18 protein-coding genes and 3 tRNA genes are annotated in these 22,141 nt (G+C 55.9%); 9 read left to right on the forward strand and 12 right to left on the reverse strand.

Features of this window, described 5'->3' with window-relative positions:
* Nucleotides 1-12 precede the first annotated feature (12 nt).
* Nucleotides 13-1,509: an aldehyde dehydrogenase family protein gene (locus RBB76_RS06170; protein WP_429628276.1), complete on the reverse strand. Its 1,497-nt coding sequence runs from the start codon at nt 1,507-1,509 to the stop codon at nt 13-15.
* Between the two features lie 2 nt (nt 1,510-1,511).
* Nucleotides 1,512-3,095, reverse strand: a complete 1,584-nt coding sequence (gene crtI / locus RBB76_RS06175; protein WP_429628274.1) for a phytoene desaturase family protein — start codon at nt 3,093-3,095, stop codon at nt 1,512-1,514.
* A gap of 206 nt (nt 3,096-3,301) precedes the next feature.
* Between crtI and RBB76_RS06180 the strand changes: the two genes are divergently transcribed.
* Nucleotides 3,302-3,526, forward strand: a complete 225-nt coding sequence (locus tag RBB76_RS06180) for a tyrosine-type recombinase/integrase (RefSeq protein ID WP_429628273.1) — start codon at nt 3,302-3,304, stop codon at nt 3,524-3,526.
* 189 nt (nt 3,527-3,715) lie between these two features.
* Here RBB76_RS06180 and RBB76_RS06185 read toward each other — a convergent pair.
* Both RBB76_RS06185 and RBB76_RS06190 read right to left on the reverse strand, forming a co-directional pair.
* Nucleotides 3,716-3,792 (reverse strand) — tRNA-Pro (locus RBB76_RS06185).
* Nucleotides 3,793-3,830: 38 nt separating this feature from the next.
* Nucleotides 3,831-4,334: a DUF4112 domain-containing protein gene (locus RBB76_RS06190; protein ID WP_429628272.1), complete on the reverse strand. Its 504-nt coding sequence runs from the start codon at nt 4,332-4,334 to the stop codon at nt 3,831-3,833.
* Between the two features lie 105 nt (nt 4,335-4,439).
* Here RBB76_RS06190 and RBB76_RS06195 point away from each other — a divergent pair.
* The 5 genes from RBB76_RS06195 to RBB76_RS06215 all read left to right on the forward strand — a co-directional run bounded on the left by RBB76_RS06195 (nt 4,440) and on the right by RBB76_RS06215 (nt 7,171).
* Nucleotides 4,440-4,514 (forward strand) — tRNA-His (locus RBB76_RS06195).
* Nucleotides 4,515-4,546: 32 nt separating this feature from the next.
* Nucleotides 4,547-5,347, forward strand: coding sequence for a DUF72 domain-containing protein (locus RBB76_RS06200; protein ID WP_429628271.1), 801 nt, complete (start codon nt 4,547-4,549; stop codon nt 5,345-5,347).
* Nucleotides 5,347-6,414, forward strand: a complete 1,068-nt coding sequence (locus tag RBB76_RS06205) for a YheT family hydrolase (protein ID WP_429628270.1) — start codon at nt 5,347-5,349, stop codon at nt 6,412-6,414. Before RBB76_RS06200 ends, RBB76_RS06205 begins: the two co-directional genes overlap by 1 nt.
* A 17-nt stretch (nt 6,415-6,431) precedes the next feature.
* Entirely contained in the window at nt 6,432-7,031 is a 600-nt protein-coding gene (locus RBB76_RS06210; protein ID WP_429628269.1) for a hypothetical protein, read from the forward strand.
* Between the two features lie 63 nt (nt 7,032-7,094).
* Nucleotides 7,095-7,171: transfer RNA gene (locus RBB76_RS06215), tRNA-Arg, on the forward strand.
* A gap of 23 nt (nt 7,172-7,194) precedes the next feature.
* Here the strand turns inward: RBB76_RS06215 and RBB76_RS06220 are convergent.
* The 7 genes from RBB76_RS06220 to RBB76_RS06250 form a co-directional block, all read right to left on the reverse strand.
* The gene (locus RBB76_RS06220; protein ID WP_429628268.1) at nt 7,195-8,442 is read right to left on the reverse strand and encodes an MFS transporter; all 1,248 of its coding nucleotides are present in this window, start codon (nt 8,440-8,442) and stop codon (nt 7,195-7,197) included.
* A gap of 69 nt (nt 8,443-8,511) precedes the next feature.
* Complete coding sequence (locus tag RBB76_RS06225) at nt 8,512-9,678, reverse strand: acyl-CoA dehydrogenase (protein WP_429628267.1); 1,167 nt, start codon at nt 9,676-9,678, stop codon at nt 8,512-8,514.
* A 129-nt stretch (nt 9,679-9,807) separates the two neighbouring features.
* Nucleotides 9,808-10,674 carry a tetratricopeptide repeat protein gene (locus RBB76_RS06230; RefSeq protein ID WP_429628266.1) on the reverse strand — a complete coding sequence of 289 codons (867 nt, stop codon included), beginning with the start codon at nt 10,672-10,674 and terminating at the stop codon, nt 9,808-9,810.
* 225 nt (nt 10,675-10,899) lie between these two features.
* Nucleotides 10,900-11,568, reverse strand: coding sequence for a PspA/IM30 family protein (locus RBB76_RS06235; protein WP_429628265.1), 669 nt, complete (start codon nt 11,566-11,568; stop codon nt 10,900-10,902).
* Between the two features lie 65 nt (nt 11,569-11,633).
* On the reverse strand, nt 11,634-13,052 hold the full coding sequence (locus RBB76_RS06240) for a flotillin family protein (protein WP_429628264.1): 1,419 nt from the start codon (nt 13,050-13,052) through the stop codon (nt 11,634-11,636).
* A 126-nt stretch (nt 13,053-13,178) separates the two neighbouring features.
* On the reverse strand, nt 13,179-13,760 hold the full coding sequence (locus RBB76_RS06245) for a hypothetical protein (RefSeq protein WP_429628263.1): 582 nt from the start codon (nt 13,758-13,760) through the stop codon (nt 13,179-13,181).
* Between the two features lies 1 nt (nt 13,761).
* Complete coding sequence (locus RBB76_RS06250; protein WP_429628262.1) at nt 13,762-14,319, reverse strand: helix-turn-helix domain-containing protein; 558 nt, start codon at nt 14,317-14,319, stop codon at nt 13,762-13,764.
* 83 nt (nt 14,320-14,402) lie between these two features.
* Here RBB76_RS06250 and RBB76_RS06255 point away from each other — a divergent pair, with 83 nt between their 5' ends.
* A complete protein-coding gene (locus RBB76_RS06255) occupies nt 14,403-16,610 on the forward strand; it encodes a SpoIIE family protein phosphatase (RefSeq protein WP_429628261.1) in 2,208 nt (735 codons plus the stop codon).
* Nucleotides 16,611-16,625: 15 nt separating this feature from the next.
* Here RBB76_RS06255 and RBB76_RS06260 read toward each other — a convergent pair whose 3' ends face one another.
* Complete coding sequence (locus tag RBB76_RS06260; protein WP_429628260.1) at nt 16,626-17,078, reverse strand: hypothetical protein; 453 nt, start codon at nt 17,076-17,078, stop codon at nt 16,626-16,628.
* A gap of 398 nt (nt 17,079-17,476) precedes the next feature.
* On the opposite strand from RBB76_RS06260, the gene RBB76_RS06265 reads away from it, so the two are divergent.
* Complete coding sequence (locus tag RBB76_RS06265; protein ID WP_429628259.1) at nt 17,477-19,957, forward strand: phosphocholine-specific phospholipase C; 2,481 nt, start codon at nt 17,477-17,479, stop codon at nt 19,955-19,957.
* Between the two features lie 265 nt (nt 19,958-20,222).
* Complete coding sequence (locus RBB76_RS06270) at nt 20,223-21,956, forward strand: peptide-N4-asparagine amidase (RefSeq protein ID WP_429628258.1); 1,734 nt, start codon at nt 20,223-20,225, stop codon at nt 21,954-21,956.
* Nucleotides 21,957-22,141: the final 185 nt, after the last annotated feature.

A 22,141-nucleotide genomic window follows, 5' to 3' on the forward strand; every position in this document is an offset into this window, starting at 1 on the left:
CTCTTCCTTTGGCTACTTTTGTCGGAGCCGCATTGCGGCTCCGACTGCTTTAGCTAAGCCCTGACCTCGTTGACGTATCGTTTGCGAGTGCAATGCCAGGATTACTCCATCGAACAACTCGCGATGCTGATCTCCTGTTACTTCGTAGGAACGGACGCTCTTACTACGTTGCACCGTGACCACTTTGGCGACAGTCATCTCGAGGAGCCCTTCAGCGCCTCGGGTGGCTCCATAGCCGCTTTCTTTTCGTCCGCCGAACGGGATCCGTGGATCCGCAGTAGCAACGATGATGTCATTAATCAGTACATTGCCGACGTTGAGCACCGATGCCAAACGTTTGGCTTCTTGCTCATCGCCGAATACGGACGCCGTCAGCGCGAAAGGGCAGGCATCCTGCGCCGCCAGCAATTCTGTCTCGCTCGATAGGTCGATCACCGACAACACGGGAGAGAACAGATCGGCCTGAGCAAGACGCATCCCGGGTTTTACTTCAGTCACCAGAATGGGCCGCTGCTCTTGATTGATAGAACCGTGCACCCAAGCGCCCAAACGCTCTGCTTCGTGCAATATCTGGCCCAAGTTCGTTCGCACGGTCTCGCTGAGATGCGCCGGGCCGCATTCATTGAACGCAGTGGACAACATGCCTATCAGTGTTTTCTTTCGAGCCTCGGATGCACCTAGCAGCAATAGTCTGCGCGGTGCCATGCACGTAGCCGAGCCATTCAGACGCATACCAAACGTTATAGCCCTCACAACTCGCTTCAAATCGGCCGAAGGTAGCACCACGACAGCATCACATCCCGATGCCTCGATCACACATGGAATTATCTTTTCCGCGCATACTCGCAGTACTGTTCGCGCAGTCTGAGCAGACCCCGTGAAGATCACCTTATCTACGGAAGACCGTAAAGCCTTTTCTGCCGCCTCGATCGAATCATCCGTCACCTCCAGCAAAGAACGTGGGAGGCCCGCAGCATAAAGCGCTTCGGCAAAAAGTTTCGCTATCGGACGGCCGCCATGCCCAGGTTTAAACACGACGGCGTTGCCCGCAGCTAATGCCTGCAAAGTCTGTACTCCGGGTAAGAAAAGCGGATAGTTCGCTGGTCCCAAAATAAGAACAACTCCGTAGGGCGCGCGCTGAACCTCGCTGATGCATCCCGTTAGGAAAAAAGGACGCCCTCGGCTACCCAATCGTTGGGCCTTGAGAATCTTCTCTGCTCTTTGTTCCAGAAATCGGCACGCCGCTAGCAGTGGCAACATCTCTGCGACTCTGGTATCTGCGGGCGTGCGCGACAATTGAGATGGTATTGCGTCAGAGAATGCTTCGGTCATGCGCGACATCGCAAACCGGGCACGCTGCAGCACGTCAAGTCGTTTCTTAATCGGCAACTTGCCCCATGTCAGTTGCGCTTCGTGACGTGAAGATTCAATGACGGTGACTTCCGCGGCTTCGTCCCTACACGATGATCTACTGTGAGTCGCCTCATCCCCAATCGTAGAGATGGACATCGTTATGACGCCACGCCGACCAGCTCATCGTCGGAGATCGGGGATGCGGACTCCTCCCAGCGCGGCTCAATCTTCATGTCCTGCAGCAAGAGTCGTGATGTAATTCGGGCCGATTCGAAGATGACAGGCAATCCACTGCCCGGATGTGTTCCTCCACCGACCAGGTACATCTGTCCGATGTCCTCGAATCGATTGTGAGGACGTAGATGAAGCATCTGTTTCAACGAGTGCGCCATGCTAAAGGTCGCTCCCTTGTAAAGATTAAACTCGCTGCTCCAACCGGATGGGGTCATAATCTTCTCTGTTTGTATTCGTCTTTCTACATCTGTGATTCCGATCTTCTCCAATTGTTCAAAGGCTAGCTTTCGGAACCGTGGGGTCTCCTTTTCCCAATCCACAGAGTTGCTCCCTTTTGATCCAGTCTCATGTGTAACTGGTAGCAGTACATAGAGGGTACTCCTACCCTTCGGGGCCAGCGTTGAGTCTGTGACACTAGCATTCTGAACGTAAAACGACGGGTTATCTGAGAGCCGGTGTAGCGTTTCAATATCTTGAAGGTTCTCCCTGTAATTCTCAGCCAGGTAGATCGTGTGATGTGATACCGCGTCGTAGCACCCATCGATTCCCAGATACATCATGAACGTCGAACATGAGTAATCTTTCTTGGCCAGCGTTTCATCTGTCCATTTCTTTCGCAGATGATTCGGAACCATCTGTCGCATCGCACCTGCGAAGTCTGCATTCACCACTACGGCATCCGCAGGCAGGCTGTGGCGCGCTGTTTTCACGCCGATCGCTTTTCCGTTCTCCACCAACACTCGCTCTACCGGCTCGTTGAGTAAAATCTTTACACCCAGCTCACGAGCGATTCTGGCCATTGCCTGCGTGACGGCCCCGCACCCGCCTGTTGGATGAAATACTCCATGTTCATACTCGAGAAACGAAAGAATAGAAAAGAGACTAGGGCATTGGAATGGACTCATTCCCAGGTATTTCGACTGAAAGCTGAAGCCGAGTCGGATCCTCTCGTCCTTAAAGTGTCGCTGCAGATCTTGATCTAGCGACCTCCACGGGGACAGCAAAGGCAGAAGCTTGATCATTCCTGGTTTGGCCAAATCCTTCCAGCTCTCGAAGGGAGATTGCAGAAACGGCATAAAGCTAGTTAGCTTTTTTCGATTTTGCGTCATGAACTTATCGAGGCGAGCCGCATCCTGCGGCGAGATCGTGGCAATCGCCTGCCTCATGCGTTCAGCATCTGGCGTTGCCAACAACTCCCCTCCAGCGCCGAACACTAACCTGTACTGAGGATCAAGCCGAGTCATTGGCACTTCGACATCCAGATCGTATCCTGCAATCTTGAAGATTTCCCTTAAGACTTTTGGGTACAAGAAAAACGTTGGTCCAAAGTCGAACTTGAAGCCATCCCGTTCAATCGTCGAGGTCCTACCTCCAACTTGGTTGCGCTTCTCGAGTACCGTAACTTGAACTCCCGACTTCGCCAGGAGCATCGCCACTGCCAGTCCCCCCGGTCCCGCCCCGACTATTACAACTTGTGAAGGTCTTGTTTTTCCTGTGTCTCTGCGCATAGTTCTGAGCCCAATTGTTCTGTTCTCAATAGCCTAGTCGCGATCCGAGGTATTAATTGCACCGCGCTCTTCTGAGCTTTCGTAGTGTGAATATTCGTTGTAATAAACTCCGTGCCATCTAAACGAAAAAGAACTGGCTTCAAAACGGTCGGTTGCCACCCGCGTTTCATGACTATCCGCCCCCGCTTGACGTCGTGCCTCCTGCGATGAATAGAGAATTAGCACGGCAGACCAGCGATCTTGTTCCGTTCTCAGTTGGCGATTGCAAAGAAGCAGCATCAGAAGGCGTTGCGCGCCTCAGTGGCGTGCGATCCTTTGTCATCCACTCTCTTCGTCATACATTTCTGACACGTTTGGGTGAGGCGGGATGCGATGCATGGACGCTGGCGAGAATCGCCGGTCACTCATCAATTGCGATGTGTGAACGATAAGTCCATCCCAGCGAAAGCGCTGTCATGAATGCTTTCGATCGACTACAAGCCCCGAAGCTGCTCCTCGGCGACGTGCAGTAGACAAGTTGCTGCGACACGAAGATCCTACGGAAAGACAGCCAGCCGCTACAATTTCCGCTACATTCGATTTTCGAGGGAAGGCACTATGGCCGTAAGTTGTTCTATCAATGGTCGGGGCGGAGGGATTCGAACCCCCGACCCTCTGGTCCCAAACCAGATGCGCTACCAGACTGCGCTACGCCCCGACTTTTTTTAGTTTATCGCATCAAGTCGGTTACCGCGATCAAAGCGTGTGAAAGAGACCGTGGCTGCTGGTACCGAAGAGGGCATGGAAGAGGCCGTCAAAGACCCAGGTGAGCAGAAGCAACGGCAAAATGACCAGTCCCGCCAGCACGAGACACACCACGCCGAGAAAGAGCCAGCTTTGGAGTGTATGCTTTCGCGGCTCATCGACGCTGCCCACCAACAGCGCATAGTTGCGGCGATTTGCACGCCACGCAATGTCGAACATATCGCCGACAACCGGGATTGAGCCGACCAGCACTTCGATTGCGACGTTCGCCACCATGCGCGTTACCGTGACATAGGAAACACCGCGCACCCAGGCCGCGACAATAATGATGCAGGAGGCGATTCCGCCGATCAGATCGCCGACGCCAGGGATGAGGCCCACAATCCCGTCCAGACCGAAGCGGATCGAGGTGCCGGGAATTCTGATGAAATCGTCGAGCACGTGCGACAACAGGTCGAGGTTTTCGTCATCGAAAGCTCGCCCACCGCGTTTCAATCGGGGCGACAAAACCTCGGGTTTCGCGGTAAATGGCATCGGACCCCTTCCCGCCCCGCCCAGAGATTGCCCGGTTGGCGGCCAGTGCTATAATTCCAGTATACGGCGGCTATAGTTCAGTGGCAGAACGCCGCTCTGTGGCAGCGGATGTCGTGGGTTCGAAACCCACTAGCCGCCCCAAACTTCTCAAATCTTCAGACTGCGGATCAACCTTGTCCCGCGTACCCCAAGCTTCCTCTACGCCCGTCCCGGTCGCCGCTGCTAAGCTCCCAGTGCATCTCTATGCTGGAACCTCAGGCTGGGCGTATCCGACCTGGAAGCCGGAGTTCTATCCTGCCGGCACACCCGCGAAGAAATTCCTTCAGTTTTACGGAACACAGTTGACTTCGGTCGAGGTGAACTACACCTTCCGCGCCCTGCCGACAGCCAAGATGCTCGAAGACTGGCTTGCCGCGACTCCACCTGACTTTCGCTTCAGCTTCAAAGCGCCGCAACGCATCACCCACCTCAAGCGATTGCGCGGTTGCGAGGAGTTGGTGGCTCAGTTCGTGTCAATCCTTGAGCCGGTCCGTCAGGCAGGCAAACTCGGCCTCCTGCTCTTCCAGCTTCCTCCTAATTTCAAAGCTGACGCCGAGCTTCTCAGTACCTTCCTCTTTCTTTCCCAGCTTCACGGAGCGAGCGCTCCGCAGATTGCATTCGAATTTCGCCACGAGTCGTGGTTCAGCGAGAGTATCTACACGGTCTTACGCGAGCACAACGCGGCACTCTGCATTGCCGAAAGTGACGAACTGTTGACTCCCGAGGTGCAGACGGCCGCGACTCATACCAGTTACCGGCTCCGTAGAAGCCAAGGTTATTCCGTGACCGAACTCGACGCCTTCGCGCAACGCTTCTTAGCACTCGCCGAACAACGCGACGTTTATATCTACTTCAAGCACGAGGACGAACCGACCGGAGCGCTTAACGCCGTACAATTTCTCGCTCGCATCCAAGCTCAGGCGGGGAAACAGTAATGGAGACAGGCGAGATAGAAAGTATCGCGAGCCACGCGGCAGAGTTTCAGCCCCGGCGTTTCATCATCAATGGGCATCTGCAAACGATCATGGGCAATTACCTGCCTCGGATAAACGGGCTGCCCACGCCTGAGGCAACGCTGGTCGAAGTATCACCTGCTACCTCCACGCAAATTGCAAGCCAAGTCCTCTGCCACTGCCATTGGCAGCCAGAAGAGGTGCGTGCATCGCGGCCGACAGCCATCCTTGTGCATGGACTGGAGGGTTCGTCGAATTCTCAGTATGTCATCGGCAACTCGAACAAGCTGTGGCGTGCCGGTTGCAATATCATCCGCATGAACATGCGCAACTGCGGAGGCACCGAAGCGCTCTCGCCAACGCTTTATCACTCGGGCCTCTCAAACGACGTGCTCGAAGTGATGAACTTCTTTGTCGCGCAACACGGCCTGCAGTCGATGTCCCTCATCGGGTATTCGATGGGAGGAAATCTCGTTCTCAAACTTGCGGGCGAACTGGGCACCTCAGCGCCGTCAGAACTCCGGTCAGTTATCGGCGTATCCCCCGCGCTTGATCTCGGCGCCTCGGCAGACGCTCTTCATCGCCCACAGAACCGCGTCTACGAACTGAAGTTCCTTCGCGCTCTTCTGATGCGATATCGTCGCAAGGTCGCGTTGTTTCCACATGTCTACGATCCAAATCTGGCCACTGGTATCCGCTCCCTCCGTGAGTTGGACGACCGCATCACCGCACTATATTCCGGCTTCACCGGTGCAGCCGACTACTACTACCGAGCCGCCGCCGCCCGCGTCATCGACCAGATCGCCGTACCAACGCTCATCCTCCACGCACTGGACGATCCCTTCGTTCGCATCACCGACGAGAGTTGCAGCAGACTTGAAGCAAACCCAAATATTCATCTGATTACCACCCATCACGGCGGACACTGCGCCTTTCTCGCCCAACCAGACGCCGACACCGGCTACGACGGCTACTGGGCTGAGCACACGCTGCTGCGTTTCCTGCTTGCGAACTCAGTGCCCGCACTCCAAACATCTGGCGGTCGGTGACGCTAAGATAGTTGCTAATGCTCTCTGACTGGTCTGCCGAATGTTCTTCAGACGATCCCGTGCTTGTCGTTCCCTGGTCTGACCCCTCCGACCCCTCTGGCAATCGCCGCTTTATCGATCTGCGCGAAAACCCTTACGATCTCGACCATCTTCCCGAAGTTGAACAGCATCCGCCCCTGATGCATGCTCTGCGCGCGCTTAACGCCTCCAGATCGCCCGTCTTCACCGCCAAGTGCGATGCGTGGCCGCTCGACGAAGAGCAGCTCAACGACCTTCGCGCGAATCTCGACGTAACTTCCGATGAGGGCCCCGTTGGCTTCGGCAGTTATATCGACACTGTTTGGCGCGAGCGATCTCTCTTCGCCTCCTATCATCAGATGGAGCAGATGATGCACCGCCTTACGCGACACTCTTCTCCTCTGGACCATCCCCTTGCCATGCTCGACTGCGTAATCCGCCCGGCGTTGGTCGACCTTACCGGCCCGCAGGAGGGCTTCGCCGTAAGCCTTTACATAAAAGCTCTCGGCCACGATTCTCAAACCGCAGAGCAGAACTGGGCTTCGGCGTTGGACGCGGTAGTCGCCTTATTGCGCAGTAAGGATCTTGCCTTAGGCTAGGCCCCACCAATTTTTGAAGTCCGAAGCCCCTCGATCCCGCTACAATCAGAACAGGACACGCGCGGGCGAGTAGCTCAATTGGATAGAGCACGAGCCTTCTAAGCTCGGGGTTGTGGGTTCGATCCCCGCCTCGCCCACCACCCGCTCCAGGTGTCCGCGGCACCTAAGCCTCCAGCAAAAGATCTTCTTCCGAAGTCACAGGATGATCTTCCCGAACATGTCGGCTACCGATCGCATGCCGCAGCCCAGCCAGCGCGATGAAGCCGATCGCCAGACAGCAGACTCCGTTCCACTGCCAATGCGCCCAGGCCATCGTCGCCAACGCCGACCCGACTGCGGCCCCGGTAAAGTACACCGTCATATAAACCGTGTTAAGCCTGCTGCGTGCTGAAGGCACTAAACCGAAGATTCTCGTCTGATTGGCCACCTGCGTCATCTGCGCACCGACGTCGAGCACCAGCACTCCGACTACGAGCGCAATGATGTGGAACGTGGTCGAAATCCCCGCCGGCTCCTCCACCCAAAGTAGAACGTACGAGAACGCCAGCAACCCCATGCCCAGCGAGATAACCCAGCGCGATCCGTGACGATCGGATAACCTACCTGCCAGCGGCGCGACCAACGCCCCCGCCGCGCCAACCACGCCAAAAGTTCCCGCAACACCCGCGCCAAGTCCGTAATGGCTCTGGAGCAGAAAAGCGAGTGTAGTCCAGAAGCAACTGAAAGACGCAAATACAAGCGCGCCGACAATCGAAGATTCGCGCAAAAGAGGCTGAGTACGATACAGCGTCCAAAGCGACTTCATCGCGTCGGCATAGCGTAGTTGCTGCTTCGGAGGAAGTTTCGGCATCACCTTCCAGATGAGCGGAACAAACGTCGCGTTTATCACCGCAGCCACTACGAAGACCCACCGCCAGCCATGAATTCCACTTACCCAGCCCGCGAAGGTGCGCGCCAGCAGAATTCCCAGCAGCAAACCGGTCATGACTGTACCAATGGCGCGCCCCCGCTGCTCCTGCGAAACCAGATCGGGTGCAATCGGAAGGACAATATGCGTGACCGAGGCGAAGAGCCCGAGCAGCAAGCTTGCTGCGATGAGCCAGCCGAGTCCGGGAGCAACCGAGGCCAGCAACAGAGCAACTGTCACCGCGCCATACATTCGCATCATCAGCGCGCGGCGCTCCAGCACATCGCCTAGCGGAACGAAGGTAAATAAGCCGACCGCATAGCCAACCTGGGTCGCAACCGCAACGAAGCCGACACGTCCCGCGGTAACCCCGTAGCTATGGCTCATCTCCAGCAAAAGAGGCTGGTTGTAGTACATCGTCGAAACGCCGACGGCGCAGGCAAGTCCTAGAAAAGGGAGAGGTGCTCTTGGTCCGGATTTTGTCGAAACCGTAGAAGTGGTCATACCAATGCTCTCCCCTAGTGTAGAACCTGGGAAGTGATTGGACCAGTGGGCGCGGATCGTACGAAGAGGCTAAATCTTTCCTAATGTCAACTTAGCGATCGTAGCCAACTGCATGAACGAGGTTCCCTCATAGATCTTTCCGATCTTTGCGTCTCGATACAGTTTCTCGACGGGGTAATCCTTCACAAAACCTGACCCTCCGTAGACTTCCACGGCAAGGCTGGCAACCCGCTCCGCCACCTGCGACGTGAAGTATTTGCACATCGCCGCCTCCTTCAAAAAATCGAGTCCCGCATCTTTGAGTCGCGCCGCGTTATAGACCATCAGCCGCGCCGCTTCGATCTCCGTCGCCATCTCGGCAAGCTGAAACTGCATGGCCTGAAACTCGACCAGCGTTTTGCCAAACTGCTTGCGCTCCTTGGCCCACTTCGCCGCATGACCCCAGGCGCCCGCCGCTAGCCCCAGCATCTGCGAGCCGATGCCGATGCGGCCCTCGTTCAGAGTCTCGATCGCTATCTTGTACCCCTTGCCTGGCTCGCCCAACACTTGCGCAGCCGGCACAACACAATCATTAAAGATAAGCTCACATGTGCTCGAAGCGCGGATGCCAAGTTTGTCTTCTTTCTTGCCAAGCGTAAATCCCGGCGCACCTTTTTCCACGAGGAACGCTGTAATTCCCTTGTACCCCGCCGTCGGATCAATCGTCGCAAAGACGATGAACAGTCCAGCCTCCTTCGCGTTGGTGATCCAGAGCTTTTGGCCGTTGAGAACATAGTCGTCGCCCCGCTTCCCCGCCCGTGCCTGCAAAGCAAACGCGTCCGATCCAGACGAAGCTTCGCTAAGCGCATAAGATCCTATGGTGTCGGTCGCAAGCCGCGTCAGATATTTCTTCTTCTGGTCTTCATTGGCCCAGCGCACAAGCGCGTTGACGCACAGTGTGTTCTGCACATCAACCATCACTCCGACCGATGGGTCAACCGCTGAGACCTCCTCAACCGCAAGGATCGCGTTGAAGAATGTTCCGCCTGCCCCGCCATACTCTTCGGGAATTTCAATACCCATCAACCCGAGTTCGAAGAGTTTACGGATAAGCCCGGCATCCATCTGCTGCGACTCATCCATCCCGCGTACCAGCGGGCCGATCTGCTCCACCGCAAAGCGTCTTATCGTGTCACGAAAGAGCTGTTCGTCTTGCCCCAACTGCGTCAACGCCATCGGACCAACCTGCTGCGACATCTACTCACCTCAAACCGTATTCGGGAAAAGGTGAGTCTAACATCTTGAACACGCAACTGAATAGCCATTCATTCAGTCTGGGAGCGTACGGCGAATCCGTCCAAGCCTGCATGGACGAAGGATAAATCGCTATCCGGCAACTTTTACTGATCGCCCGCGGCGGCTGACAATCGAAAGCTTCTCGGTATTCAAAATCTTGCGAGCCTGTTCTTTCGCGTGATTGGCCCATGGCCCAACCGGATCGAGCCGCACATAGGCCAGCCAGTGCCGCAACGCTCTCCGACGCTGTCCCTGCCGCTCATACGCCAGCGCCAGATTGTAGTGCGCGTCACCGTACTGCGGCACCAGTGCTACAGCTTTCTGATAAGCCGTTGTTGCCTCGGCCAGTCGCTGCATCTCGTCCAGCACGTTGCCCAGATCGAAGAACGCCAGTGCATATTCGGGATCGGCCAATGTAGCGCGCCGATAAAGCCCTTCGGCCTCTTCAAATCGGCGAAGGTTGTAGTGAATCGTCCCAAGGTTGATCAACGCCGGCGCGTGCTGCGGTCGTATCACCAGAATCGCGTCATAGATCTCGGCAGCCTCCTGGATCGTAGCCGGCGTTTCCTCCAACTGCACTGCCCGCAAGAACATCTCCTGCACTTCAGCGGCTTGGCGCAGAGCAATATCACCAGCCCCCACTACACGAAGCTGACGAGCCGGCGCAGTCTCAAAGTCAAAGGCAAGCTGCTGCGTGAGCGGATCCATCAACGCACCACCGTGCCGAAAGCTCAGCCGCGATCCACGGCGAACGAAGCTCGCCTCAAGCAGTGGGTTTCGTACCCCTCCCAATCGCTGCATCGCATCGACCGACGCACGAATACTTTTCGCAGAGATCCGCGTCGTAGCCTGCAGATCGCGCAGTCTGCGCAACTGGCCCAGAGCTTCGAAAGAGTAATCGTCGTTGGGAGAGATCAATCCCGCTCGCTCCCACGCCGCTAACTGGCGTGCCTGCAAGTGAAGGATCCGGATTACGTCTTGACGGCTATATCGGTTCACAGGTGTGTCTCAGTTGGCACCGTCTTAGAGATTCATCCATCGAACTCTCTCTGGAGTATGCCCTCGAACCCCGCGCCAATCAAGACCTAAGTCATCTAACCTTATCAAATAGCAGTGGATAACTCGTACCAAAATGGGTTCTCTCCACTTCAACGAATATTCATACTCGCAACAGCTCTCGACTCAAGTGAGCCGCGGTTGACGGCTTTTGAGATCTTCAAGAAGACGCTCGATCCTATCCTCCTTTTCCAAGCCGTTGAGTTGGTCTTCAAGAGACTGGGCTTCGAGGATCACATGGCTAGCAGCATTCGTTGCCTCGTTGCGCTGGATGGTAGTACGCAGTCGGCTCAGGACGTTCGATCTCTCGTGCGAGGCGGCGAGCGTGCGGGCGGCATTCGCCTTGCCTGCAGTTCGGGCGCGGCGGTGCTGTGCTATCAACATCTCGCAAGTGGATCGCGTCTCAGACAGTTTCTGTTGAAGGCGCCCAAAGGCATTGCGAAGAGTCTCTGTTTCCGCCGTCTGATCTTCGAGTTGCTGAGAGAAGCTTGCCGCGAGTTGCTGGCTGCTCAAACTACGCTCGAGCGCAGCGCGGGCCAGATCATCCTGCTGCTTCTGAACAGCGAGTTCGGCCTTTCGATTCCACTGGTTCATGGCGTCCTCATGCTCCTTCAGTTTTTTCTGAAGAAGGTGCTGGTCAGCAATGGCGATGGCGACCTGCGTCTTGACCTGGAGAAGCTGATTTTCCATATCCAGGACGAGTTGCTTTGCGAGTTTCTCGGGATCTTCAGCTTTCTCGATGAGATCATTAATGTTGGCTCGTAAGAGCGTTCCTACACGTTCGAGCAGTGCCATGGAATTCCTCCTTTGCTGCGGATGCTGCATTCGGCGCGGAAGCAGTCTCCGCGCCGATTTGTAGGTCAAGCCTGGGGGCCGTCACCGTTCTCACGAGGCTTCATCGCCTTGACGTTCGCCATGAGGTCATGAAGATTCATTCCCGACAGAGCCTCAAAGAGCGCAGGAACTTGGGCTGCGATCTTAGTCATCTCACCGGTGACCTTGCTCGCACCCGTCGCTCCATCATTCCCGGTAGAAACGATGGTGATCTTGTCGACCTTGCCGAGAGGCTCAGCCATAGCGCGCACGACGTCTGCCATATTGGTGATCAGCTTGTCGACGACCGCCGCCTGCGTCCACTCCTGGTAGGCTTCAGCCTTGACGTTCATTGCCTTCGCCTCCGCCTCGCCCTTCTGGAAGATGATGTTCGCCTCCGCCTCACCCTGCAACTTCGTAGCGGCGGCGCGGCCTTCGGCCTCCATCATGATGCGAGCCTTGTCCGCCTGAGCGATATTTTCGATTCGCTGACGCTCGATCTCAGAACCTTTGAGAATCGTCGCAATAAGCTCCTTCTCGTGACGCAGGATCTCAGCCTCCTGCACCTTTACCTGCTCCTGTTTCTCAACCTGCTGCACTCTCACCTGTTCGGCGACGACCTTCTGCTGCATCACATTGGTCTGAAGCTCATAAGCCTTATCCGCCTGTGCCTCCTGCCTACGACTCTGTTCGGTGAACTGTGCCTTTTGAATATCGAGGTCACGCTGAGCTTCGGCCTGTTTCGCCAGCGATGCCGTCTCGGCGATTACCCGATCCTGATCGGCAGACGCCTTGGCAACAGCTGCCTCGCGCAGTGCAATGGCACGTCGAATTGCAGTGTCACGTTCCGCCTCTGCCGCGGCGATCTCCGCATCGCGTCTGATGCGTGCAACATCGGGACGCCCCATATTAGTGATGTACTCATTTTTGTCCCTCACCTCGCGAATCGTGAAGGAGATCACCTCGAGCCCCATCTTGCTCATGTCATCCATACACGTAGAGCGCATACGCTCGGCCACCATCTCCGGCTCTTTCACAATCTGCTCCACCGTCAACTGACCGATAATACCGCGCAGATGGCCCTCCATCACCAGTCGAATAAGTCCCTCACGCTGGTCCGGAGACTTCGTAAGAAACTGCTCCGCTGCCGTAAGAATGGATTCTTTATCAGAGCGAACCTTAATCTGCGCCACTGCCTCTACAGTTACTGCGACACCTTGCTTCGTATAGAGATCCTGCTGCGGCGCTACATCGAAACTCATCAGTTCAAGCGAGAGCTGCCGAGAATTCTCTACGACGGGAAAGATTACGGCGCCGCCGCCCTTGATGACACGCGGGCCGCGAAATCCGTACACAATAATCGCTTCGTTTGGGCCCGCCTTGCGAAACATCTTGGCCATCAGAAGCGCCAGTGCAAGAGTGGCAAAAACAACCAGACCAACAATAAGGATGACCGAGTTCGGCATATCGTTCCTTTGTCCGTGAAGGACGAGAGAGCGTGTTATTTGCTTGCCTCAAAGAGATAGGTGGCGGGGGAGTGCCTCGGCAAGTGAGGCCGCCTGTGCCGAAAGAATTCAAGAGTCATGAATGCGTCACGGTAGCCCATTCGTAAGTTCGTCCCATCGACGAACGTAGGCAACGCCGCGGTCGTAACGAATCACAACAACCTCGACTCCCCGTTCGATCGCGCTGCCGTCGTCGCTGCGCGCAGCAGAGGCGCGGCGAGCTCCAGACTGCGAAAAGATGATCTCGCCAATGCCATTGCCGTCCCGAATGGAATCGCTGACTTGAGCCAGCACACCAGCCATCTCGGTCTCTTCAAGCGTCAATACACGCTCGCGCGGGAGAAGCAGCTTGAAGAGAATCACCCAGATAATCATGGCTCCGGCAAAGCCGCTGACCAGAGCGATAATCAAAACCAGCAGTCCACTAAAGATGCTGGAATGATGCAACAAATAACCTGCCCCCCCAAACCAGCAAAGAAAAACAGTAAGTGTGAACCCATTGACAGCAGAGAGTCCTGAGCTGCGATGTGTCCCCCCGTGGGCCGAGTGACCATGAGCCATATGACCAACGTGAAAGCGGCCGATATGCAGATGCGCAAAACCTCCGACGACAGAGATCAGGCTAAGGATCAGACCAACACCGAAACAGATGAGATAGAAGGAGTCCATATTATTTGGTTCTCCGTTTGGCAGCCTTTGGTGGCACGGGTTGAGTTGATGCAGCCGCAAGCGAAGACGCATCGGGCCGCAGGACGTGGAAGAGGCGATCCAGCAAAGCGGGGGTCTCGAGAATGCTCTCGATCAAAAGAAAGCAGCGTCGTGAATCGCTATGGTTCGCCAGAGCCAGCAACGCCTGACAGAGCGCCGGATCGCGACGAAAGCGCTCCGCGCCGGCGACGAGCCAGAGGTCGAGTTTGTCCTCAGCAGTACGCAGGTCGGAGATCAACTCAGAGTGATAGCCCTCCGGATCATCAACGAGGTAGCCGGGGTGCACCTGGAAGAACTTCGCCAGCAGCAATCGCGTTGTATTTGTCAGATGAGGACGTGCACCGCTCTCGATCTGCGACAGATAGGACTGGCTGATCGTCGCCTTGCCTATCTTTTTTTTGCCCGTGCCATTCTCTTGTTGAATCGCGCGGACCAACTCCTGCTGAGTCATGGCGCGGTTGAGACCGCGAAGATTACCTTCGACCTCTCGAAGATAACGGATTTTGTCATGTAGCTTCATGGGTATTACAAATCGCAATATTTATATAGCAATTTGCAATAAAAATCAAGACTCTGATTTTCGAGTGAAATCAAGCGCGGGAAATGCCGCTTTATAAAGACATGGCCAGCGCAAAAAATAGCTTTGCATATCTCGGGATCGACGACCCAGCGTATGCTGACCACATGCTTCCGCCTGGCTGGCGCCCGTCGCATTCGCGTTGCCTGTCCACACTCCTGCTCTACGTCGTCTCCCTCCTGGTAGCTCTGCCCGAGCCGTCGGCAGGACAAGCACCCACGACATCTTCAACCCCTACGCTGATCGAAGGACTAGGTAGAGCGGTCGCACCTCTCGACGGTCCCTGGCAGTTCCATCTGGGCGACGATCCGCTCTGGGCCCTCCCCTCCTACGACGACTCCCGGTGGGAAAAACAAATGGCACTCAGACCCTGGGGCGAGCAAGGGCACCCCAGTTACACCGGCTTCGCCTGGTACCGCCTGCACATTTCGCTCAATTCTGCCTCGGACAATCGCAGCGACTTCGCCCTGCTTGTGCCGCACCTTGACGATGTATACGAGGTCTACTGGAATGGACGCTCCATAGGCCGCAGCGGAAGGTTTCCTCCCTATCCGATCTGGTACAGATCCTCTGCCGAGCCCGCAATCTACACTCTTAGCCCCGGAACCACTCAGTCGCCGGAGCGCGAACTTCAGGGCATCCTCGCCATCCGCGTTTGGAAAGCGCCTCTTTTCTCCGACGATTCCGGGCTATCCGGGGGGTTCGAGGGAGCCCCGGTAGTCGGCACTCCCGACTCCGTCGCCGCCTACAAAACCACGTTGGACTACCAGTGGCTCCGCACCAACCTGGTCTCTTTCAGCGAGTATCTGCTATACGGAATCGCTGGTCTCCTCAGCTTCCTCTCCTGGCTTCGGGACCGGCAGCAGCGAACTCTCTTATGGATGACCGGCTTCGCCCTGAGTCCTCTGATCCGGCTAGCCCTCTATGGATTACGCATCGCGTGGCCCGTCGGATTATCAAACGCTCTGGGGCCTCCCGTCTCTTCAATCCGCGACATCTCTCTTTGGTTTTTGCTGATCTGGCTTCTTCATCTCGGCCACAACCCGACATTGATTCGCCTCATCCGCCGCTGCGCCGTTGTCAGTTTGTGCGCAACCATCCTCGATGGCCTTCTGTCCCTGCTGGATGCCAGCGTGGGATGGTTCTGGCTTATCCAGATTTTGGACGCCATGTTCACGGGGATTTACTTCATCACCGCTGCCATGCCGCTTCTCATCGTCGCACTCGCCATCAAACAACGGCGCCGTTTGGATTTAGCTCGCAGGCTTCTGGTTATCGCCGCGTTTCTTTCAGGCATGATGCAGGTTATTCAGGGTTTGGCTCCCCAGGGCAGTCGTTTCACGCACTGGACTCTTGCCAACAAACTGCGTGAGCCCATCTTCTTGATCCACGGTAGTGCTGTGTCCTTACCCACACTGACCGGAACCTTCTTACTCGCCGCCCTTGTCTATGCGATCTATCGCACTTCGATGGAGGACCGCCGTCGTCGCAGCCTTCTCGATCAGGAGATGAGCAGTGCCCGTGAGCTTCAGCAGGTGCTCATCCCCGAAACGGTTCCGTCTATCCGTGGCTTCGCAATTACCAGTTCGTATCGTCCCGCACTTGAAGTTGGTGGAGACTTCTTCCAGGTCATTCCTCTCGATGACGACTTCACCCTCGTCATCCTTGGGGATGTAAGCGGCAAAGGCATCAAGGCCGCCATTGCGGTCTCACTCATCGTCGGACTCGTGCGAGTCCTGGTTGAGACGACGCAAAGCCCTGCCCAACTGCTAACAGAACTTAATCGACGCCTGTGCGGTCGGTTGCGAGACGGCTTTGCCACCTGTCTAACCCTGCGTGTCGATTCTCAAGGTAATTGCCTCATAGCCAGCGCCGGGCATCCCCCACCCTATCTCAACGATCAAGAGCTCGAAGTCCCCGGCTCCTTCCCACTCGGATTGTTTCCTGTCGTCGCTTACGAAGAGAGCTGGTTGCGCTTGCAGGAAAACGATCACCTTGCCCTCTACACCGACGGTTTACTCGAAGCCCGCAACAAGACCGGGGAAATTTACGGCTTCGACCGGGTCCGCGAACTCTTCGCGACGCTCCCCGACGCCGCCACGGCAACAGAAGCCGCGGTACTTTTCGGCCAGGATGACGACATCACCGTCGTCACCCTGGTCCGTGTACCCATGGGCGATGAATCAACCGACTTCTTTGCCAGCAACCTGAAAACTGACCCGAACTTCAAATAGCCGGCTGGCTCCAAATTAGCGAATCGTATCCTTGAGAACTTCCGCTTTAGCGCCGAAACTTCTCTTCGTGTGCTCTCGAACGTTCTCCGCGATCGCGGTCCAGACCGGATTGATGGTCTTGAGATTCAGCTTCTCGCTCGCGAGCGCTTCGTCAAAGTCTTTGGCTTTTTGCAGTCCGTTTTTATAGCTGTCAAGCGTCTTGACAATCTCGAAGGCCGATGCGATCACTACGCCGACGTCATCCTTCAGATCATCTGGTACGTCTTTGTACACATCACTCTTGTGCTCCTCGATCCATTGGAACGCAATTGGCATAAGCACTTCACAAACCCAGCTGTTATAAGCATCCAATCCTTCAAGTCCGGCGATCAAGGAAGGGTGCATCGCCCAATCCGGATGAACGCCACTTAAGCTACATGGAGTCGGCCGCTTTACTAAGTGCTGAGTGGTCCATTTGAGCATGTCCATACTATCTCCTCGCTGATATATAGAAAGTGTCCAACTAAACGAGATATACAGGGACCCGGAGAGTACCAAACTCTGTCTGCCGATCCCGCGCCTGCAAAAAGCCAGCACGGCACCCGTTCGGGAACAAAGCTAAGGTGCAGTGTTTATAGCATTGATTCTGTGTCGTTGCATATCTTCTGGTTTCGACTCGCGTTTTCGCTGCCACGAGTGAACACACGGCGACTGTTTTATTCCTAACTCAGATAACGGTATTGACGGCGCTTCTTCCTGCGCAAGATCGAAAACTTTGCAGGAAGGGTATCCGTACGAAGCCGGGTCGGCATTGCGATGCAGCTTAAAGATTACTGGCCGATTTTTGTTTATGGTTGCGTAACGCTCTGCATTGACAATCTAGAAATATGGCAACCAGACGTGATTTTTTGAAGGCTGCTTCGCTTTTGGCTGGCGGCGCGGGCATGGCGGGGATTATTCCTGAATCGGTGAAGCGGGCATTTGCAATTGAACCAGCGCCGGGATCGACGTATCGGGATGCCGAGCACATCGTGATCCTCATGCAGGAAAACCGATCGTTCGACCACGCGCTGGGTGCACTGCAGGGTGTGCGCGGATTCAACGATCCACGGGCGATCCGGCAGGCCAATGGCAATTCTGTGTTCCTGCAGACGAATGCGGCGGGTGAGACCTATGCGCCGTGGCGGTTGGATATCAAGGATACAAAGATCACGTGGATGGGCTCGGTTCCACATAGCCGAGATAGCCAGGTAGATGCGTGGAATGAAGGTCACCATGACCGATGGATTGACGCTAAGCGCTCCTACAATCCGGCATATCAACATATGCCGATCACGATGGGGCACTACACTCGCGAGGATCTGCCGTTTTACTACGCGCTGGCGGATGCGTTTACAGTGTGCGATCAGAACTACTGTTCTGCTATGACCAGCACAACGCCGAATCGATTGTTCTTTTGGACAGGGACGGTGCGCGATGAGCAGCATGCGGCATCGCGAGTGTTTATGCGCAACGACCAGATTATGATCGGTGGGCAGAAGTGGAAGACCTTTCCGGAGCGGCTGCAAGAAGCGGGGGTGAGCTGGAAGTTCTATCAGAACGATTTGACGCAGACCTCTGGATTGAGTGGAGAAGAGCAGTCGTGGCTGGGGAACTTTGGAACGAATGTGCTGGAGGCATTTTCGGCTTACAACACGCCGGCCTATGAATATGCCGGGGCTAATTTGCAGAAGGATTTGGCGATTCGTGAGGAGCGCATTCTAAAGACACAGCAGCTCCTGGCGAAGAACACCGATCCGCAGATGAAGGCCAAACTGGAGCAAAAATTGAAGCGAGATGAGCTGGACCGTGAAGCGTTGTCTCGGCAGCTAGCGTCAGGAACAGGCAAGGAGCTGTATGCGAAGCTTTCGCCGCAGCAACAGGGGTTGCACGATGCTGCGTTTGTCGTGAATGTGAACGATCCGCACTACCGATCGCTTGAAGCGCTGAAGTTCGATGGAAATGAGATGAATGTGCCGAAGGGGGACATTCTGTACCAGTTCCGCGATGACGTGCAAAACAATAAATTGCCGATGGTTTCATGGTTGAGCTCACCAGAACATTTCTCGGACCATCCGACATCGCCCTGGTATGGCGCTTGGTATGTGTCCGAAGTGATGGACATTCTGACAAAGAATCCTGAGGTGTGGAGAAAGACGATCTTCATTCTGACCTATGACGAGAATGATGGGTATTTCGATCACGCGCCATCGTATGTGGCGGCTGATCCGAAGCGCCCTGAAACGGGTAAAGCTTCTTCGGGGATTGATACGTCGCTGGATTACATGTACAAGGAAGATGAGTTGGCCCAAGGCGTTACCCATGAAGAAGCGCGGAACGGGCCGATTGGCATGGGCTTCCGCGTGCCGATGATTGTCGCTTCTCCTTGGAGCCGCGGTGGGTGGGTGAACTCGCAGTTATTCGATCACACTTCGATGATCCAGTTCATCGAGCATTTCGTGAAAGAGAAGACCGGGAAGGCGGTGTACGAGGAGAACGTGAGCGCATGGCGGCGTGCGATTTCAGGCGATTTGACGAACTGCTTCCGAGTGCAAACAAATGATGACGTGAAGTTGGAGTATCTCAACCGCGACAAGTTTGTGATTCAGATTCGCGAGGCAAAGGACAAGGAATTGCCTGCGAACTTCAAGGCATTGACCGCGGAGCAGGTTGCGGACGTGAACCAGAAGCTGTCGGCGTCGCAGTGGATGTCGAAGCAGGAGCCGGGAACCCGGCCTGCGAATCCGTTGCCGTACGAGTTGTATGCGGATGGTGTTTTGAGTGCGGATGGTAAGAGTTTTGTGTTGACGATGAAGGCGGGAACGACAGTTCATGGAACGAAATCGAAGGGGGCTCCGTTCAATGTGTATTTGCGGGATGGCGGGACTATGGTTGCGGGAACCTATCCGGTGAAGGCCGGCGATACGTTGACGCAGAGCTTCCCGGTTAACGGCGGAAAATACTCTCTTGATGTCCACGCGCCGAACGGGTTCTTTCGAAGTTTCAACGGAACTGTGAAAGTGCCGGTGACGGTGCAGGCGTTGTATGAGAAGCAAGGTGGAAAGCTGAGCGGCAATATCGTCCTGCAACTGAGGAATTCAGGAAAGACTCCAGTGCAGGTTATCGTGAAGGACTACTCCTATGGCTCGGCTTCGGTGATAAAGAACGTGGCGGCAGGTGCGACGGAAAGTGTTGTGGTGCGGTCAGGCAACAGCCACGGTTGGTATGACGTTTCGTTAAGAGTTGATGATGTTGAAGTGCGCTGCGCTGGGCGCGTTGAGACCGGATCGGCGAGCATCACGGACCCTGCAATGGGTGGGGTGGCGTAAGAAGAAGTTGTCGTCTCCGCTACATCGGACCGATTCCCTCCTTGGGACGCCCAAGGGCGCCGTCGAGCGTGGCGTTTCCTTTGCGACCGGAGGCATGATCATTGGGCTGCCCACCTGGTCGAATACCTTTACTCCCGTAACCTATGCCGTGGCGACACCTAGATTCTTCATTTTCTTTCATGATTATGAAATTCGTACCCGGCATATGGTCACCTTTTAGATCATTGTGCTATTGTCCTCCCGTTACACAAAGGATGGTGTTCCTATGCAGGAAATAGTAACTGGCCCGCGCGTCGTCAAACCCCTACACACACTTTCAAATCTACTTCTGCTTGCCTTAACTTGCGTTGGCGCTGCTCGGGCGCAAGTCGTCGTCGTTCCCTCAACCCCTCAGGTAGGCTCTTCCAATCCTGCCAGCGCGGAACCGTCCGTTACGCGGCCCAACGTCAAACCTTGCATAGTTTCACTGCTTAGCAACGCACCCTTTGACAACTTCAACGCGACCACGTTCAACTACGCACCGCCCGCAGCTTGTCCCGGCCCCTGGGCCAAGGTCGTCCTTACGGCAGACTTCACCGTCTCCGCGGGAAACCAGTTCGACCGCTCCGCCTGGTTTTATCTCGGCGATGTCAACATCTTCTTCGGCACTACTGCCGAGCCCCGCAACAACCTCAGCCCCTCGTGGCACATTGAACGCGACGTCACCGACCTCACCGCGGTTCTCAAAACCGCACAGCCGGGATCGGCCACTATCGGCAACATCGTCAACTCCACCGACACAAGCACCATCTTTGCCAACGCCGCGCTGGAGTTTTTCCCTGCTTCGCCGCTCGCCCTCGCTCCTGCCACGCCGGACATCGTCGTAGGTCTCAGCTCCGGCAGCAATCCAGCCGCGCTCAACACCACAGCTGACCAGGTCAGCCAAACCGTCAATCTGCCACGCAACGTAGAGAAGGTTTATCTCGACGTAATTGCCCAGAGCCAGATCGACGATGAGTTCTGGTACCTCTGCGTGCCCAACGACCAGACCGGCCCGCTCGAGAGCTGCGGCAACACCGCCTTCCGCGAGACTGAGATCAGCATCGACGGCAAGCCCGCCGGTGTCGCGCCTGTCTATCCCTTCATCTTCACCGGCGGCATCGATCCCTTCCTTTGGGAGCCCATCCCCGGTGTCCAGACCCTCGACTTCAAGCCCTATCGCGTCGACCTTACTCCTTTTGCCGGCGTGCTCGGCGATGGTAACCAGCACACCGTTGCCGTCAGCGTCTTCAACGCCGACAGCTTCTTCAATGCAACCGCGAACCTGCTCGTCTTCACCGACCACGGCAGCCGCGAGGTCAGTGGTGGGCTGATCAGCAACACCCTCAGCGCGGCCCCAACTCCGCACGTCGACGAGAACCTGACAACCAGCTCAACCGGAATCGTAACGGGCACAGTCTCGGTCGGCTCCAACCGCACCTTCTCCATCAGCGGCTTCGTCAACACCTCGCACGGCCGCGTCGAAACCACGGTCGAACAAAAGGTCGACTTCCTCAGCACCCAGACCTTCAATGTCAACCCGAACATCGGCGCTGACGTACAAAACGCTGTTCAGACCAGCACTGTCGATTCGCAGACCACGACACGGCAGGGCTTCTTGCTGGAGACAGTCAGTAAGCATGTGTCGTATCCGCTGACAGTGGATTTTTCCTTCACTCCTAACTCCGATGGATCCTTCACCCAGGCAACGACGGTGAATCAGCAGAATCAGCAGACCGATACAAAGGCTCTCAACGGATTCCCTCTGTTCGAGAGCAACACCCAGGAGCAGGTGATCTCCAAGGACACCTTGTCGATCAATGCCGCCGACCAGATCACGGCTGCGGCCGGCAACTCGAGTGCTTCCTTTCACAGCAATGACTCGCTCGGTAACTGCTTCAGCCGTTCGCTCACAGCCGAGAATCAGGTGCTGACGTCCGTCAACGACGGCAAGGGTTGTAGGCAGCAGAAACAGTTCTAGACCGCACGCCGCGATGTGAGGGGGCAGTCCCGCTGCCTCCTCACGTTCGGCAGGGCCGATTTTTTAGCGGATATATTCTGCCGAGCGGGTTGCTAAAAGCCGGTAATCCATTGCTGGAGCCGGACTGCCATCCGAGCTCCCACTGAGCGTCTAGTCTTCGTTTATTTTCCCTATCTTGTTCAGTC

It is taken from the genome of Tunturiibacter psychrotolerans (genome assembly GCF_051013365.1).
Classification (GTDB): Bacteria; Acidobacteriota; Terriglobia; order Terriglobales; family Acidobacteriaceae; genus Edaphobacter; species Edaphobacter psychrotolerans_A.

Excerpts from the sequence above, each read along its gene's own strand:
- RBB76_RS06170 (WP_429628276.1), bottom strand. The coding sequence starts at position 1,509 with ATGTCCATCTCTACGATTGGGGATGAGGCGACTCACAGTAGATCATCG.
- crtI (WP_429628274.1), bottom strand. The coding sequence starts at position 3,095 with ATGCGCAGAGACACAGGAAAAACAAGACCTTCACAAGTTGTAATAGTC.
- RBB76_RS06180 (WP_429628273.1), top strand. The coding sequence starts at position 3,302 with ATGAATAGAGAATTAGCACGGCAGACCAGCGATCTTGTTCCGTTCTCA.
- RBB76_RS06205 (WP_429628270.1), top strand. The coding sequence starts at position 5,347 with ATGGAGACAGGCGAGATAGAAAGTATCGCGAGCCACGCGGCAGAGTTT.
- RBB76_RS06210 (WP_429628269.1), top strand. The coding sequence starts at position 6,432 with ATGCTCTCTGACTGGTCTGCCGAATGTTCTTCAGACGATCCCGTGCTT.
- RBB76_RS06220 (WP_429628268.1), bottom strand. The coding sequence starts at position 8,442 with ATGACCACTTCTACGGTTTCGACAAAATCCGGACCAAGAGCACCTCTC.
- RBB76_RS06225 (WP_429628267.1), bottom strand. The coding sequence starts at position 9,678 with ATGTCGCAGCAGGTTGGTCCGATGGCGTTGACGCAGTTGGGGCAAGAC.
- RBB76_RS06235 (WP_429628265.1), bottom strand. The coding sequence starts at position 11,568 with ATGGCACTGCTCGAACGTGTAGGAACGCTCTTACGAGCCAACATTAAT.
- RBB76_RS06240 (WP_429628264.1), bottom strand. The coding sequence starts at position 13,052 with ATGCCGAACTCGGTCATCCTTATTGTTGGTCTGGTTGTTTTTGCCACT.
- RBB76_RS06245 (WP_429628263.1), bottom strand. The coding sequence starts at position 13,760 with ATGGACTCCTTCTATCTCATCTGTTTCGGTGTTGGTCTGATCCTTAGC.
- RBB76_RS06250 (WP_429628262.1), bottom strand. The coding sequence starts at position 14,319 with ATGAAGCTACATGACAAAATCCGTTATCTTCGAGAGGTCGAAGGTAAT.
- RBB76_RS06255 (WP_429628261.1), top strand. The coding sequence starts at position 14,403 with ATGCCGCTTTATAAAGACATGGCCAGCGCAAAAAATAGCTTTGCATAT.
- RBB76_RS06260 (WP_429628260.1), bottom strand. The coding sequence starts at position 17,078 with ATGGACATGCTCAAATGGACCACTCAGCACTTAGTAAAGCGGCCGACT.
- RBB76_RS06265 (WP_429628259.1), top strand. The coding sequence starts at position 17,477 with ATGGCAACCAGACGTGATTTTTTGAAGGCTGCTTCGCTTTTGGCTGGC.
- RBB76_RS06270 (WP_429628258.1), top strand. The coding sequence starts at position 20,223 with ATGCAGGAAATAGTAACTGGCCCGCGCGTCGTCAAACCCCTACACACA.